This is a genomic window from Bacillus sp. AM 13(2015), assembly GCF_001518755.1.
Classification (GTDB): Bacteria; Bacillota; Bacilli; order Bacillales; family Bacillaceae; genus Bacillus; species Bacillus safensis.
Genome location: NZ_LKCP01000068.1, coordinates 1 through 15,002, shown reverse-complemented (window position 1 = coordinate 15,002; position 15,002 = coordinate 1). Strand labels below are relative to the sequence as shown.

General features: G+C 42.1%; 14 protein-coding genes, 1 rRNA gene and 2 pseudogenes. All 17 read right to left on the bottom strand.

Going from position 1 to position 15,002, the window contains the following annotated elements:
* Positions 1-145, bottom strand: a 16S ribosomal RNA gene (locus AOQ70_RS11335); the annotation flags it as partial.
* A gap of 342 nt (positions 146-487) precedes the next feature.
* Positions 488-1,984, bottom strand: a pseudogene (gene lysS, locus AOQ70_RS11330) (lysine--tRNA ligase).
* A gap of 90 nt (positions 1,985-2,074) precedes the next feature.
* On the bottom strand, positions 2,075-3,076 hold the full coding sequence (gene dusB, locus AOQ70_RS11325; RefSeq protein ID WP_039175955.1) for a tRNA dihydrouridine synthase DusB: 1,002 nt from the start codon (positions 3,074-3,076) through the stop codon (positions 2,075-2,077).
* Positions 3,069-3,302 (bottom strand): helix-turn-helix domain-containing protein, encoded by a 234-nt coding sequence (locus AOQ70_RS11320; protein ID WP_024425661.1) that lies wholly within the window; start codon positions 3,300-3,302, stop codon positions 3,069-3,071. Before AOQ70_RS11320 ends, dusB begins: the two co-directional genes overlap by 8 nt.
* Positions 3,254-3,757, bottom strand: a complete 504-nt coding sequence (folK, locus tag AOQ70_RS11315; protein ID WP_059376336.1) for a 2-amino-4-hydroxy-6-hydroxymethyldihydropteridine diphosphokinase — start codon at positions 3,755-3,757, stop codon at positions 3,254-3,256. Before folK ends, AOQ70_RS11320 begins: the two co-directional genes overlap by 49 nt.
* A complete protein-coding gene (folB, locus tag AOQ70_RS11310; protein WP_082700844.1) occupies positions 3,754-4,116 on the bottom strand; it encodes a dihydroneopterin aldolase in 363 nt (120 codons plus the stop codon). The genes folK and folB overlap by 4 nt, the downstream gene beginning before the upstream one ends.
* Positions 4,109-4,966, bottom strand: coding sequence for a dihydropteroate synthase (gene folP / locus AOQ70_RS11305; RefSeq protein ID WP_024425658.1), 858 nt, complete (start codon positions 4,964-4,966; stop codon positions 4,109-4,111). The genes folB and folP overlap by 8 nt, the downstream gene beginning before the upstream one ends.
* A gap of 9 nt (positions 4,967-4,975) precedes the next feature.
* Positions 4,976-5,824: an aminodeoxychorismate lyase gene (gene pabC, locus AOQ70_RS11300; RefSeq protein ID WP_059376330.1), complete on the bottom strand. Its 849-nt coding sequence runs from the start codon at positions 5,822-5,824 to the stop codon at positions 4,976-4,978.
* Positions 5,821-6,414 (bottom strand): aminodeoxychorismate/anthranilate synthase component II, encoded by a 594-nt coding sequence (gene pabA / locus AOQ70_RS11295; RefSeq protein ID WP_059376328.1) that lies wholly within the window; start codon positions 6,412-6,414, stop codon positions 5,821-5,823. The genes pabC and pabA overlap by 4 nt, the downstream gene beginning before the upstream one ends.
* Positions 6,415-6,427: 13 nt before the next feature.
* The gene (locus tag AOQ70_RS11290) at positions 6,428-7,846 is read right to left on the bottom strand and encodes an anthranilate synthase component I family protein (protein ID WP_059376327.1); all 1,419 of its coding nucleotides are present in this window, start codon (positions 7,844-7,846) and stop codon (positions 6,428-6,430) included.
* Positions 7,847-7,971: 125 nt separating this feature from the next.
* Complete coding sequence (gene cysK / locus AOQ70_RS11285; protein WP_024425655.1) at positions 7,972-8,895, bottom strand: cysteine synthase A; 924 nt, start codon at positions 8,893-8,895, stop codon at positions 7,972-7,974.
* Positions 8,896-8,972: 77 nt separating this feature from the next.
* Entirely contained in the window at positions 8,973-9,881 is a 909-nt protein-coding gene (locus AOQ70_RS11280; RefSeq protein ID WP_047202025.1) for a peptidyl-prolyl cis-trans isomerase, read from the bottom strand.
* Positions 9,882-9,927: 46 nt separating this feature from the next.
* A complete protein-coding gene (gene hslO / locus AOQ70_RS11275; protein ID WP_059376325.1) occupies positions 9,928-10,803 on the bottom strand; it encodes an Hsp33 family molecular chaperone HslO in 876 nt (291 codons plus the stop codon).
* A gap of 14 nt (positions 10,804-10,817) precedes the next feature.
* Complete coding sequence (locus AOQ70_RS11270; RefSeq protein ID WP_039175940.1) at positions 10,818-11,594, bottom strand: type III pantothenate kinase; 777 nt, start codon at positions 11,592-11,594, stop codon at positions 10,818-10,820.
* Positions 11,595-11,755: 161 nt separating this feature from the next.
* A pseudogene (ftsH, locus tag AOQ70_RS11265) lies at positions 11,756-13,658 on the bottom strand (ATP-dependent zinc metalloprotease FtsH).
* 95 nt (positions 13,659-13,753) lie between these two features.
* A complete protein-coding gene (hpt, locus tag AOQ70_RS11260) occupies positions 13,754-14,293 on the bottom strand; it encodes a hypoxanthine phosphoribosyltransferase (RefSeq protein ID WP_008357399.1) in 540 nt (179 codons plus the stop codon).
* A 15-nt stretch (positions 14,294-14,308) separates the two neighbouring features.
* Positions 14,309-15,002 (bottom strand): tRNA lysidine(34) synthetase TilS (gene tilS / locus AOQ70_RS11255; RefSeq protein ID WP_156417747.1); only part of this gene is annotated, 694 nt, incomplete at its 5' end.

Sequence of the window (15,002 nt, the reverse complement as noted above, 5' to 3'; positions counted from 1 at the left end):
CCCAGTCTTACAGGCAGGTTACCCACGTGTTACTCACCCGTCCGCCGCTAACATCCAGGAGCAAGCTCCCTTCTGTCCGCTCGACTTGCATGTATTAGGCACGCCGCCAGCGTTCGTCCTGAGCCAGGATCAAACTCTCCGAAAAAGTACAAAACCGAAGTTTTGTTTTTCGTCAGCGTTTGACTGACTACCTATGAAGTATCATAGATTTTTTATAAAAACTCGAATTAACAGGTACGTTTTGTCTTGTTTAGTTTTCAAAGATCATTTTCGTTATCGCTCGTAAGCGACTTTAATATCTTACCATTTTGCATCAGTTAAAGTCAAGAACTTTTTTCAATTTCTTTTTTTAACCTCGTTGCTGTTTTGCGGCAACGAATAATAATATACCATCTGGATTCTTTCCTTGCAATAGTTTTTTTAAAAAAAGTTTCATTTTATGAAAAATAAAAAGCGCCATAGATAAAATGGCGCTTTGGTTGATGTATTAGCGGTTTCTCATTTGTGGGAAAAGCAGTACATCTCTGATTGATGGAGAATTTGTTAAAAGCATGATTAATCGGTCGATTCCGATTCCTAGACCACCTGTTGGAGGCATACCGTATTCTAATGCTTCAACAAAATCGTCATCCATTAGATGTGCTTCGTCGTTTCCTTCTTCACGTTCTTTTAATTGAGCTTCAAAGCGTTCTCTTTGATCGATTGGATCGTTTAGCTCTGTGAATGCATTTGCATGCTCGCGGCGTACGATAAACAGCTCAAAGCGATCAGTAAAGCGAGGGTCTTCAGGATTTTTCTTAGCTAATGGAGAAATCTCCACTGGATGTCCGTAAATGAATGTAGGCTGAACCAATGTTTCTTCTACTTTTTGCTCGAAGAACTCATTGATAATATGACCTACTGTCATATTTTTCGTGATTTCAACACCATGATCAGCAGCATGCTGTTTTGCTTCTTCTACAGACATCTCCTGCCAGAAGTCTACACCTGTTGCTTCTTTGACCGCTTCAACCATATGAAGTCTCTTCCATTCAGGTTTGAGATCAATTTCATCTTCTCCATATTGAATGGTTGTTGTTCCTAACACCTCTTGGGCAATATGAGCAATCAGGTTTTCAGTCAGATTCATGATGTCTTTGTAGTCTGCGTATGCTTCATACAGCTCGATCATAGTGAATTCTGGGTTGTGACGAGTCGATACACCTTCGTTACGGAATACGCGGCCAATCTCGTATACTTTCTCTAGACCACCGACAATTAGTGTTTAGTGCAGCTCGATCGCAATACGCATATAAAGCGGCATATCAAGTGCATTGTGATGAGTAATGAATGGACGCGCTGATGCACCACCAGGGATGCTGTGCATTGTTGGTGTTTCAACTTCTAAGTATCCTTTAGAATCTAAGTATCTTCTCATGGATTGAATGATTTTGCTTCGCATAATGAACGTCTGCTTACTTTCTGGATTTACAATGAGGTCAAGGTAGCGCTGACGATAGCGTTGTTCAACATCTTTTAATCCATGATATTTATCAGGAAGCGGGCGAAGTGCTTTCGTAAGAACCTCAAAGCTGGTCGCTTTAATAGAAAGTTCTCCTACATTTGTTTTAAAAACAGTCCCTGTTACACCGATGATATCGCCTAGGTCTGAGCTTTTGAATAATTCGTAAGCTTCTTCCCCTACACTATCTTTACGAACATAGATTTGAATTTGTCCTTCTAGGTCTTGAATATGTGCAAAGCCAGCTTTTCCTTTTCCGCGCTTTGTCATCATACGTCCAGCGATTGTTACTTGAGCCGCTTTTCCTTCTAAGTCTTCTTTAGAAAACTCGTCATATTCAGCGATAATTTGCGCAGATTGATGAGAACGGTCATATCGTTCACCGAATGGATCGATACCCTCTTCTCTCATTTTATTCATTTTGTCACGTCTGACCTGAAATTGGTCATTTAATTCTTCGTTATTAAGCCCTTCATTACTCATTTATATCACTCCAATAATGTATTTTGCAGAGAAAAGCAGAAAAACTGCCAGTACATGCACTAGCAGTGAGCTACAAAAAGAAAGATAGTCTTATCCTACTTTTATACTTTGAAGCTCTTTTGCCTCGGCTTCGATCGTAAAGTCATCAAGAACTTGTACAAGCTCCGCTCTCGTTTCACTTTGATTGATTTGATTTCTTACGTCCGCATTGCCTCGGACACCTTTTAAGTACCATGCTGCGTGCTTTCTCATTTCTCTGACAGCCACATGCTCGCCTTTCAGGTCAATGAGTCTGTCTAAGTGAAGTTTGCACACTGACATTTTCTCACGCACGTTTGGCTCTTCTTTCAGTTCACCCGTTTCTAAATAATGAACCGTTCGATAGATCATCCACGGGTTTCCTAGTGCGGCTCTTCCGATCATGACAGCGTCCACACCCGTTTCATCAAGCATACGTTTTGCATCTTGAGGGGTTTTGACATCGCCATTGCCGATGACAGGAATGGATACAGATTGTTTAACCTCTTTCATGATATCCCAATTCGCTGTTCCTTCGTACATTTGCACGCGTGTCCGTCCGTGAAGCGCAACCGCTTGTCCACCTGCTCGTTCAACAGCACGGGCATTATCAATAGCAAAGATATGGTCTTCGTCCCAGCCCATTCTCATTTTCACTGTAACAGGTTTGTCTACAGCATCTACAACAGCAGAGACCATTTCATAAATTTTGTTTGGATCAAGCAGCCATTTCGCTCCTGCATCACATTTCGTAATCTTCGGCACAGGACAGCCCATGTTGATATCAATAATATCCGCTGTGGTATTCTTGTCTACAAACTTTGCCGCTTCGACGAGTGTGTCTTTTTCCCCTCCAAATATCTGAAGGCTCAAAGGCTTTTCCCGTTCATCAATGTATAGCATACCCATTGTTCTTGCATTGTTGATCAGGATCGCTTTGTCACTGACCATTTCAGCGCAGACTAAGCCCGCTCCAAACTCTTTCACTGTCAGTCTGAAGGCAGAGTTGCACACACCAGCCATTGGCGCGAGCACTACTTTGTTTTTAATCTCGATATCTCCGATTTTAAACATTTTTCCCCCTCCTTTCTTCTTCAAGAATTGGCGAAAGTTCTTCCACCGTTATATTTAAAGCATCTGCTATTTGACCAACCAATTGGTTTGTTGGTAATCGATTGCCTCGCTCAATTTCTCCTAAGACAGAGACAGAGATGCCCAGTCTTTTCGCGAACCCTTCCTGAGTATACCCTTTTAGCTTTCGGTATGCACGAATTCTTCTACCCCACATGTCTTTTTCCATATGCTAACACCTTCTTGGTCTGTTACGGCATTTATTTGTACTTCGCCGATTTCTGGGCAAATCTCACTCATCGGAACAAGAACGAATAAACGTTCGTACATTCTAGGATGCGGCACTACAAGTTGTTCTGTTTCAATATTTTCACGATTATAAAGTAAAATGTCAAGGTCAGCCGTTCGCGGACCCCACCTCACTTCTCTTGTTCTGCCTAACTCTTGCTCGATTGTCTGAGTAAGAGACAGTAGTTCCTCTGGACGAAGTGAAGTGGTAATTTTCACGGCCATATTTAAAAAATCATCTTGGTTTTCGTAGCCTACAGGTGTTGTTTCATATATTGATGAGATTAATTCCACTTGAACCTCTGGATGTTCATGCAGTTTTCTAACGGCTTCTTTTAAATAGGTTTCTTTTTTACCTATGTTTGAGCCTAGTGCGATGTATGCCGTATTGTTCATGTGCGTGATCTCGTCATTTCAATTGCAACGGACTGATAGTGACCTGGAATTGGCGGATCTGGCTTGATCACCTTCACTGTACACTCGTGGACTGTCGGAAAGTCCTTTAACACTTGGTTTGCAATTCTTTCTGTCAGTGTTTCAACGAGATTGACCGGCTCACCTTCTACGATGCTTTTGCAGATTTGGTAGAGCTCTGCATAGTTGATCGTCTCATTGAGGTCATCAGTTTGTCCGGCTTTACTTAAATCAAGTGAAGCTGTTAAGTCCACGCGGAATCGCTGCCCTAGTTTGTTTTCTTCTGCAAATACGCCGTGATACCCGTAAAATTCCATTCCGTTTACATATACTTTATCGATGATAAGCGCCTCCCTTATTCAGCATGGCATCCATCATTTTTGCCATTCTTGCAATTTCTTTTACATCATGTACTCGGACCATCGCACTGCCCTTTTGAATCCCAAGACAGACCGTCGCACCTGTTCCTTCAGTACGTTCTTCAGGCGGCAGGTCTAAGACAGCACCAATGAATCGTTTTCGAGATGTAGCCAGCAGCAGTGGATACCCAAGGTGACAAAAATGTTCAAGTTCATTCATGACCTTCAGGTTGTCCTCTTTATTTTTCGCAAATCCTACACCAGGATCTAATATGATCATGTCATCGCGGACACCCGCTTGCTGGGCAATTTGGACACTTTCTTTCAAATCGGCGATCATATCTGAAATCAGATGTGTGTAGTTTCGTTCTGGCCGATTGTGCATTAAAATGATTGGAACATTGTGCTTCGCTGCCACATGTGCCATTTGGGGATCTGCCTTTGCTCCCCATACATCATTAATAATGGAGGCTCCAGCTTTCACCGCTTCATCTGCAACACGGGCTTTATACGTATCAATAGAGATAGGTACATCTAATTCTTTTGTGATCTTCTCAATGACCGGAATGACCCTTGAAAGCTCCTCTTCTTCCGAGACAAGTGCCGCTCCCGGGCGAGTCGATTCTCCGCCAATATCAATAATATGTGCCCCGTCTTCTATCAGCTGCGCTGCATGAGCCAGCGCTTTATCTACTTGATTAAACTTTCCTCCATCTGAAAAAGAGTCAGGTGTGACATTTAAAATGCCCATGACTAATGTCTTTTCTTCATAACTAAGGGTATGGTGCTTGGCCTGTATGATTTTAGGCTGTTTTATCAATTGTTGTGTCATTGTGTCCACCTACTCTTTATGGTCTTGACGTTCTTTAGTGTATTGCATTCTTAACTTTGTTGAAATTGTCCGGCTGTTTTTGGGAAAGTGGATTTCTCCTATTCCTCTGAACGGTACAACTCCCTGAACAGAATTGGTCATCCATGCCTCATCAGCTGAGAGCAAATGTGAGACTGGGTATCGCCCTTCCTTTAGCGAAGCTCCCATAGCGCGGAGCGTTTCCATACAGTATCGACGAGTGACCCCATTTAAAATGCCTGTATCAAGTGACGGTGTATAGATCACATCATCTTTTCGCCAAAAGATATTCGAGGTAATGCCTTCTGCCACATCATCTTCTTTTGTTAAAAAGATGCCTTCTAACGACGGGTCATTTCCCACTTCTCTTTTAGCAAGCAGGTTGTTCATATAATGATGAGACTTGAGGCGCCTTGGCCCTTCCGGTGTATTTCTTCTCGTTTGAAGAATGACTCCCTTTTTCTCATCCAAAATAGATTCTGGACGGAAAGGAGAGATCATGACAAAAACGACAGGCTCTTCATAAGGATCTGCAGAAACTCCGTTTCCTCTGCCCGCAGAAACATTCAAGCGAATTCTCGCATGGCCGCCGGCTATTTGGTTTTTATTCAATAAGGTATGAATGATGTCGAGTACAAATGGTTTCTCTATTGTGGATTCGATGCAAAGGTCACGTAATGATTGATTGAGCCTTTCAAGATGCCAATCCAACAGGAAGACTTGTCCTGCCAGGCTGGTAAATGTTTCGAATACACCGATGCCATATAGAAAACCATGATCAAAAGGAGAAAGAGTCGCGTCTTTCTCCTCTATATACTGACCGTTCAGATAAATGATCATGCGTTTACTTCATGCCCCTTTTTACGATAGGTTTCAATGAAATTTTTCAGCATTTCTTTTCCGAAGGACGTCATAATTGATTCAGGATGGAATTGCACACTTTCAATCGGCAATTCTTTATGGCGAATCGCCATGAGCTCGCCTTCCTTCGTGCTGGCTGTTGCGTCAAAGCACTCTGGCAGCGTCTCGTTTTTGACAATTAATGAATGATATCTCGTTGCAACGAGCGGATTTTGAAGTCCTGTGAAGACACCTTTTCCGTCATGTTTAATCTCTGACGTTTTACCGTGCATTAAGCGCTCTGCTCGAACAACATCCCCGCCAAAGACTTGTGCGATGGATTGGTGGCCTAAACACACACCGAAGATCGGAATACTTCCTGCAAAGTGCCTGATCGCCTCCATACTAATTCCCGCTTCATCAGGACTGCATGGCCCTGGAGAAATCATGAGAAAATCCGGCTTGAGCTCTTCAATTTCCTGAATGGTCACTTGATCATTCCGTTTCACGATCAATTCTTCTCCAAGCTCACCTAAATACTGGACCAGGTTGTACGTAAATGAATCATAATTATCAATCATTAAAATCATACTCTGCTCACCTCTAACTCAAAATAGTCTCTTCTTTGCTCAACTGTATTGCTTTTTTCACTGCATAGGCTTTTTTAATGGATTCTTTGTATTCATGTTTTGGGACAGAATCTATGACAATCCCCGCACCTGACTGCATAAAGGCTTTTCCTTCTGTACAATACGCAGTCCGAATAACGATATTAAAGTGCATATCTTGATTGAATCCAAACCAGCCTATAGATCCAGTATAAAGCCCACGTCTTGTTGGCTCAAGTTCTTCTATGATTTCCATTGTTCTCACTTTTGGAGCACCTGTAATCGTTCCACCTGGGAATACAGCTCTCATGACATCAACCGAGTCACATTCATCACGCAGCTCTCCTTGTACATTGGATACAATATGCATCACGTGTGAATATTTCTCAATCGCCATAAATTCGTTCACTTTTACGGATCCATAAGTAGATACTCGTCCAAGGTCATTCCGCTCAAGGTCAACGAGCATCACATGCTCTGCGCGTTCTTTTTCATTTTCAATCAGTTCTTTTGCCAGCGCTTGATCCTCAGCGTCGTCTTTGCCTCGTGATCTTGTTCCAGCAATTGGTCTTGTTTCTAGCCGAGTCCCTTTTTTCTTAATAAGCAGCTCTGGAGATCCACAAACAATCTGGAAGTCAGGCGTATGCAGGTAAGACATATAAGGAGATGGATTCACTTGACGTAATGTTTTGTATAAATCATACGGATGAGTGTGAAGCTGTTCATCTTGTCTGATAGATAAGTTCACTTGGAACACGTCACCGTTTGCGATATATTGCTTAATTTTCTCTACTGCTTCTCCAAAGGTTTCTTCAGTAAAAGGTGCTGCTGGTACAAATTCTGTGGAAGATTCATTGACAGGTGATTGTGCTGATTCTTCAAAAGAGCTTGTCCACTTTCGCTTCCATTCTTCCAGCCTTTGATTCGCTTCACTCATTGGTTCTGCTTCCTCTGTGTGAGTAATCAGCCACAGTGCGTTCTCTTCATGATCAAAAACTGCAACATCGTTAAACACGAGGAAATAAAGGTCTGGTGTTTTAAGATCATCAATTGCCAGCATCTTAAAATGCTCGATGTATCTAGCATAATCGTAGCTTAAAAACCCAATCGCTCCACCTTGGAAGTCGGGGTATTCGTTGTTTGTTTCGGTTTGAAGGGTTTGAAACCAATCCGTAAACGCTCTGAATGGATCACCTTCTTTGAACAATACCTCACCTTGATAATGGATGGTCGTCATCCCATCTTTCCCCTTCGCTTTAGCGATCGGGTGAATACCAGCAATGCTATATGAACCGCCGCGTGCACTTTCTAGAAGCACATGATGTGTTTCACGAGCAGTTAATTGTTCGTATCTTTTCAAGAATGCATCTTTCGTAAAAGGAATTTTGATGCCCATCGGCCTGCGTTGTGTCATGTTATCATCCTTTTTTTATTTTCATTAATCTTATTGTAATGCAATCCAATTTATTTAGAAAATAGTATTTGCTTTCCATCTTCAGAATTCATGAAAAAACCCCAGCAAACGCTGGGGTGATTGGTTTAATCGAATTGATAAAGAGGTGTACTGAGGTAACGCTCACCGTTACTTGGGATGATTGCGAGAACCTTTTTCCCTTTACCAAGCTTCTTCGCTGTTTGAAGTGCTGCGTAAATAGCTGCTCCGGAAGAAATACCACCAAGGATTCCTTCTTCTTTCGCTGCTTTTCTTGCAAGCTCAAATGCATCTTCGTTTTTCACTTGGATGATGCCGTCATATATTTCTGTGTTCAGGATTGAAGGAACAAAACCTGCTCCAATTCCTTGAATTTTATGTGGACCCGGCTTTCCGCCTGACAATACAGGGGAATCTGTCGGTTCTACCGCATAAAGCTGGATGGATGGGATGGCTTCTTTTAGGACTTCACCAGCACCTGTAATCGTACCGCCCGTACCAACACCTGCAATAAATGCATCAAGCTCGCCGTCAAACTGTTCAAGAATTTCTTTCCCAGTTGTACGACGGTGAATCTCCGCATTGGCTTCGTTGCTAAATTGCTGAGGCATGAAGTAACCATGCTCCTCTGCCAATTCTTCTGCTTTTTTGATGGCACCTTTCATTCCTTCTGCACCTGGTGTTAAGACAAGCTCCGCACCATAAGCGCGTAAAAGGTTGCGGCGCTCCTGACTCATTGTGTCTGGCATAACCAAAATCGCGTTGATTCCTTTAGCAGCCGCTACCATCGCAAGGCCGATTCCTGTGTTTCCACTTGTTGGTTCAATAAGGGTATCGCCGGCTTTTAGTGTACCTTTCGCTTCAGCATCTTCGATCATCGCTAAAGCAATACGATCTTTGACACTGCTGCCTGGGTTCATATATTCAAGTTTCAAGTAGACATCCGCACTGTCTTCATCTACTAAACGGTTTAATTTAACGACTGGTGTATTTCCTATTAGTTCAAAAACTGAATTTGCAATACGAGCCATCACTAACACCTCTATCTCCGAGTAATTTTATTGTATTAATATTAAATTATCAATTTCAAAAAATTTTGTCAATGCTTTTAGTCCTGCTCGCCATCGTAAAACCATGTGACTTTTGCTTCCTTCCACAGGGTTTTGACATTCGCCTTTTCACCTAGATCTTCCATCGCGATCTGCCTTTTAATCTGATCTTTGACTTCGTCATAGGAGAAAGAGCGGCCATTTAATTTTTCTTTTAACTGAATAATGGCATACCCGTTTTTGGTCTGAATTGGCTCTTTCGTCCATTCATCTGGCTGAAGCTTTTGAGCTTCTTGTATGTATAGGGCTGGGATGCTTTCCTGCTCTTCTGTCACAAATCCAAGATCTCCGCCGTATGGTGAGGTGTAACGGTCGATTGAACGTTCAGCTGCCACGGCTTCGAAGCTGGATCCACCTTTTAAATCTTTCAATACATTTTCAGCCTCGTCCTTTGTCTTCACGACGATATGGCGAATGCGGTATGAATCATCATATTGATATAAGTCCTTGTTTTTTTCATAAAACGATTTCGCTTCTTTTTCAGAAACGACGGCATCTCTTGTTAAAAGCTGCTCTAATAAAATTTGATAACGAATCTGTTCTTTCCATTCCTTCTCACTTGTATGTCCATCTTCGTAGAAATTATTAGATACTGCTTTGAGCATAAGCAATTCACGATTGATCTCTTTCGAAGACACGTCCAGCTTGTTTTGCTTGGCAAGCTGATTGACCACCTTCTGATTGATCATTTGTTCAAGTGTTGCCTTTCCGTAGCGGTCTTCCATCTTCTTTAACCATTCTTGACGCGTTACCTTCTCTTTTCCAATCGATGCAATTTCTTCACCGCTCTTCCCGTTAGAAGAAGCCTGTGACATTTGTGACTTTGTTAATACATATGCAATGACAACGGCATTAATCATGAGCAACACGAGGATAAATGTCCATACCACTCTTGCTTTTAATCTCATCTTTCGTCTCCTTTCCATTCTAAAAAGAAAACCCGCTGCTTAGAGCTTAGCGGGTTAATTCTTCACGTAGCTCTTCTAGCTCTTCTTTTGTAAATACATACGTTTCGTTACAAAAATGGCATTGAGCTTCTGCTTGTCCGTCTTGTTCAATCATATCATCAATTTCGGCTTTCCCTAGGCTGATAATGCCATTTGCAAACCGTTCTTTTGAGCAGTTACAAGAAAATTCGACAGGTACAGTTTCTAAAATTTGAGGTTTTTCACCGAGTACTTCTTCTAATATTTCTTCTGGTGTCATCCCTTTTTCAATGAGTTTAGAGATTGGTTCAATCATTGACAGGCGCTTTTCTAGTCTTTCAATAACAGCATCTTCTGTACCAGGCAGCAATTGAATGATGAAACCGCCTGCTGCGAGGATCGAATTATCTGGATTGACAAGGACGCCTACGCCTACAGAGGAAGGCACTTGCTCAGAAGAAACAAGATAATATGTGAAGTCATCTCCAATTTCACCTGAAACAATTTCCGTTTGTCCTGTAAAGTGGTCCTTCAGCCCGATATCTTTGACAACACTTAAGGTTCCAGATGTTCCGACTGCACGTCTAACATCCAGCTTGCCATGTTCATTTAAATCAAAGTGAACTTGTGGGTTTGAGACATATCCTCGCACCTGACCTTTTGCATTTCCATCAGCAATAATGGCGCCGATTGGTCCACCGCCTTCTATTTTGACAGTTAGCTTATTCTCACCTTTCAGCATAGCACCCATCATGACGGTTGCTGTCATCGTTCTGCCGATGGCAGCTGATGCAGTCGGCCACGTATGATGTCTTCTTTGTGCTTCGTTGATTGTATCTGTTGTGTTTGCAGCATATGCGCGGACTTTTCCGTCATATGCTAATGCTTTAACTAAGTAATCCATTTGATTTAAACCTCCTATAATACACCGACACGATTACGTTCATAAATGAGCTGCAGTCCTTTTAATGTGAGGAACGGATCGACAATATCAATGCAGTCTGATTCATTTCCAATCAATGTAGACAAACCGCCTGTTGCAATGACTTTCGGTGTTTGTTTGGCTTGCTGCTTCATCCGTTTCACTATTCCCTCGACTTGACCAACATATCCATAAAGGATGCCGGATTGCATCGCACTGATGGTATTTTTTCCAACAATGTGATCAGGACGGACAATTTCAATTCTCGGCAGCTTCGCCGCTCTTGTATATAAAGCCTCAGTTGAGATGGTAATACCAGGTGCAATCGCTCCACCCATGTATTGTTTTTGTTCATTGATATAACAGTAGGTTGTTGCTGTTCCAAAGTCTACCACAATAAGAGGCGCCCCATATAGGTGAATTGCTGCTACTGCATTGACAATTCGATCTGCCCCGACTTCCTTTGGATTGTCACACATAATGTTTAATCCAGTCTTCATTCCAGGCCCTACAATTTGGGGTGTTAGGTGAAAATACTTTTCGCACATTCTTTCAAGTGCGAACATCATTGGCGGGACCACAGACGAGATGATAATCCCTTCTATTTGATCAAACATCAGCCCCACATAATCGAATAAGGCCCTAATGGACATACCAAATTCGTCTTCTGTTTTATGACGGCTTGTTTCAATTCGCCAATGGTAGTTTAGATCGCCATTATGATAAACACCTAAAACGGTATTTGTGTTTCCTACATCTATCACGAGTAACAACTTCATCACCACTTTGAATAGTTTCTCAAAAAGAGCATTTTTCGACTTTCTATCATACCATACACGAATTGAGTTCCATTTGTAAACAATTCGAAACCGATCCATTCATGAATCGAAATAAAAAAGCTGCCGGTGATCCCGGCAGCTTTCACAGAAGGAGATTAGATCTCCTCATCTTCTTTTTTCTTGATGTTTACTTTCACATCATCGTTTTTCTCTTCGTCATCTGCGTATACACGCTCTGGAAGCTTTCCAGTTTCGTAAAGAGATTTAATTTGTTCAGCATCTAATGTTTCAACTTCTAGAAGGGCTTGTGCGATGATTTCTAGCTTATCTTTATTCTCAGTGAGAATTTGTTTCGCGCGTTCGTAGCTCTCCTTAATGAAACGCTGAACTTCTTGGTCAATTTCGTAAGCGATCGCTTCACTATAATTCGGCTCATTGTTGAAATCACGGCCAAGGAATACTTGACCTCCTTGTGATTGACCGAATTGAAGCGGACCAAGTTTATCAGACATACCGAACTCTGTGACCATTCTTCTTGCAATGCCTGTTGCACGCTGGAAGTCGTTGTGAGCGCCTGTACTTACTTCACCAAACGTAATTTCCTCTGCAACACGACCGCCGAGCAAGCCGACAATCTTATCAAGAAGCTCTGGCTTCGTTTGGAAATAACGGTCTTCTCTTGGAAGCATGACCGCATATCCACCTGCCTGACCACGAGGAACGATCGTTACTTTATGCACCATGTCCGCTTCGTCTAAGATAAGACCAATGACGGTATGACCTGCTTCATGGTAAGCCACGATATTACGTTCTTTCTTCGAAATGACGCGGCTTTTCTTCGCCGGCCCAGCGATGACACGGTCAGTCGCTTCGTCGATATCACGCATATCGATTTTCTTTTTTGTTTTGACGGGCAGCAACAAGTGCTGCTTCGTTTAGTAAGTTCTCAAGATCTGCTCCAGAGAACCCTGGTGTTCTGCTTGCAATGGCTTTTAAGTTGACTGACTCGTCAAGCGGTTTGTTTTTCGCATGAACTTTCAGTACTTCTTCACGGCCAATAACATCTGGGCGGTCAACCGTAATTTGACGGTCAAAACGTCCCGGACGCAGCAATGCAGGGTCTAGAATATCTGCACGGTTCGTCGCAGCGATGATAATAATACCTTCGTTGGCACTAAAACCATCCATTTCGACAAGAAGCTGGTTAAGCGTTTGTTCACGCTCGTCATGACCACCGCCAAGACCGGCTCCACGCTGACGACCCACTGCATCAATCTCATCAATAAAGATTAAGCAAGGTGCATTCTTTTTCGCATTTTCGAATAAATCACGTACACGTGATGCACCGACACCGACGAACATCTCGACGAAGTCAGAACCACTGATGCTGAAGAAAGGAACGCCTGCTTCTCCTGCAGATGCTCTCGCAAGCAATGTTTTACCTGTACCTGGAGGTCCTACTAGTAAAACCCCTTTAGGGATTCTTGCGCCAAGCTCCGCAAATTTACGTGGATCCTTCAGGAATTCCACCACTTCTACAAGCTCTTGCTTTTCTTCATCTGCACCAGCAACATCTTTAAATTTCACACGTTTCTTCTCTTCCGTGTAAAGCTTCGCCTTACTCTTACCAAAGTTCATGACTCGGCTTCCGCCGCCTTGAGCTTGGTTCAATAAGAAGAAGAACAGGATAAAGATGATGATAAACGGAATGATGGTTGTCAGAACTTGCAGCCATCCATTTGTTTCAGGTGCTGGTTCTACTTTTACATCTGTATTCTTCAGTGCACTGTAAATTTGGTCAACACCTTGACCATCTGGAACATGGGTAATGAAGTATTGATCTTTCTTCGCGCCATCTAGTTGACCACGAATTTCATAAACCCCTCTTACAGGCTGAATGGAGATACTCTCCACTTTTCCCGCACTTAGATTTTGCGAAAATTTGCTGTAAGACATGTTCTCAGGCTTTTGATTTGGGGATCCTAACCAACTAACGACCCCTATCACAAGTAATAAAATAAGTATATAAAAAATCGTATTACGAAAAACCCGATTCATTCCTTACCTCCTCCCACAGTAAGCACAACTATGTTCAATAGTATCATAGAAAATCATTCCAACACAACCAATAACCTCATGTATACGTATGCTGATCAGCCTTCGTAAACAGATGGTTTTAACACTCCAATATACGGGAGGTTTCGGTAACGTTCAGCGAAATCCAATCCATAGCCGACAACAAATGCATCTGGCACTTCAAATCCAACATAATCTGCTTTGATGTCTGCTTTGCGGCCGCTTGGTTTATCAAGCAATGTCACAATTTTAATGGAATTTGCTTTACGGTATCGGAAAAGCTCTACCAGATAGCTCAAAGTTAACCCACTGTCGATGATATCTTCCATAATCAAAATATCTCTTCCTTCAACAGAAGTATCTAGATCCTTAATGATCTTTACTTCTCCAGAAGATACGGTAGACTTTCCGTAGCTAGATACATCCATAAAATCAAGCTCTAAATATGTATCAATGTGTTTGATCAGGTCTGCCATGAATGGAAGAGCCCCTTTCAAAACACCAATAGCCAGGGGAAATTTACCATCATAATCGCTGGTTAATGTTGCACCCAGTTCCTTCACTTTTTGCTGGATCTCTTCTTCTGAGATCAAAATCTTTTCAATATCTTGTTTCATGCTTTTGCTTGCCCCCTACAAATTTTCGTGCTGTCTATATTGTAATACAATGAGATCGCTGTTTGTCATATCAATTTCTTCAAAAACAGATTTTTTCAGACCTGGGATCCAGATGATTTGATGATCCGAGTCAGTGACGATCGGCCAGCTGTCTCTTTCTGCAAGAGGCACTTTTTTATCAATAAATATATCCTTCACCTTTTTTGATCCATTCATCCCTTTAAGTTTGATTCGATCACCATTTTTTCGTGAGCGAATGATCAAAGGGAGACGAACATGATCTTTTTGAAGCAAGAAAAAATGGTTTCCGTTCCGTGCATCCTTCGGAACATGATTTGATACGACGATAGACTGTCCATTTGGGAGAAAAAGCTCTTCTCCGAGCTCAACCTTTAAGTGAAGAGCATAAGACTGGTCTACTACATGCGATCGTTCAAAGGTAAACATACAGTGATCATAAGACTTGACAGCTTGTAAACCTTTTGGCAAATCTAATGATCCAGACGGTTGATCAGTATGAGATAACCAGTCTAAAGTCCCTAGAATATGCTGGTTTGAAAACGCTGATTGAGTGTTTTCATAAAGATAGTTTAATATTAGTTGAATGCCTCTTCTTTGTAAAGGCAAAGGCAGGTCAAGCAAAGGCTTCGTTTTGATCTCAATTTGCTTAGGCGATTGACTCGTTATCACTTGGTTCATTTGTTCCTTT

What these genes read in the sequence shown, in the direction of transcription:
- dusB (WP_039175955.1), bottom strand. Translation starts at nt 3,076, where the DNA reads ATGTTTAAAATCGGAGATATCGAGATTAAAAACAAAGTAGTGCTCGCG.
- AOQ70_RS11320 (WP_024425661.1), bottom strand. Translation starts at nt 3,302, where the DNA reads ATGGAAAAAGACATGTGGGGTAGAAGAATTCGTGCATACCGAAAGCTA.
- folK (WP_059376336.1), bottom strand. Translation starts at nt 3,757, where the DNA reads ATGAACAATACGGCATACATCGCACTAGGCTCAAACATAGGTAAAAAA.
- folP (WP_024425658.1), bottom strand. Translation starts at nt 4,966, where the DNA reads ATGACACAACAATTGATAAAACAGCCTAAAATCATACAGGCCAAGCAC.
- pabC (WP_059376330.1), bottom strand. Translation starts at nt 5,824, where the DNA reads ATGATCATTTATCTGAACGGTCAGTATATAGAGGAGAAAGACGCGACT.
- pabA (WP_059376328.1), bottom strand. Translation starts at nt 6,414, where the DNA reads ATGATTTTAATGATTGATAATTATGATTCATTTACGTACAACCTGGTC.
- AOQ70_RS11290 (WP_059376327.1), bottom strand. Translation starts at nt 7,846, where the DNA reads ATGACACAACGCAGGCCGATGGGCATCAAAATTCCTTTTACGAAAGAT.
- cysK (WP_024425655.1), bottom strand. Translation starts at nt 8,895, where the DNA reads ATGGCTCGTATTGCAAATTCAGTTTTTGAACTAATAGGAAATACACCA.
- AOQ70_RS11280 (WP_047202025.1), bottom strand. Translation starts at nt 9,881, where the DNA reads ATGAGATTAAAAGCAAGAGTGGTATGGACATTTATCCTCGTGTTGCTC.
- hslO (WP_059376325.1), bottom strand. Translation starts at nt 10,803, where the DNA reads ATGGATTACTTAGTTAAAGCATTAGCATATGACGGAAAAGTCCGCGCA.
- hpt (WP_008357399.1), bottom strand. Translation starts at nt 14,293, where the DNA reads ATGAAACAAGATATTGAAAAGATTTTGATCTCAGAAGAAGAGATCCAG.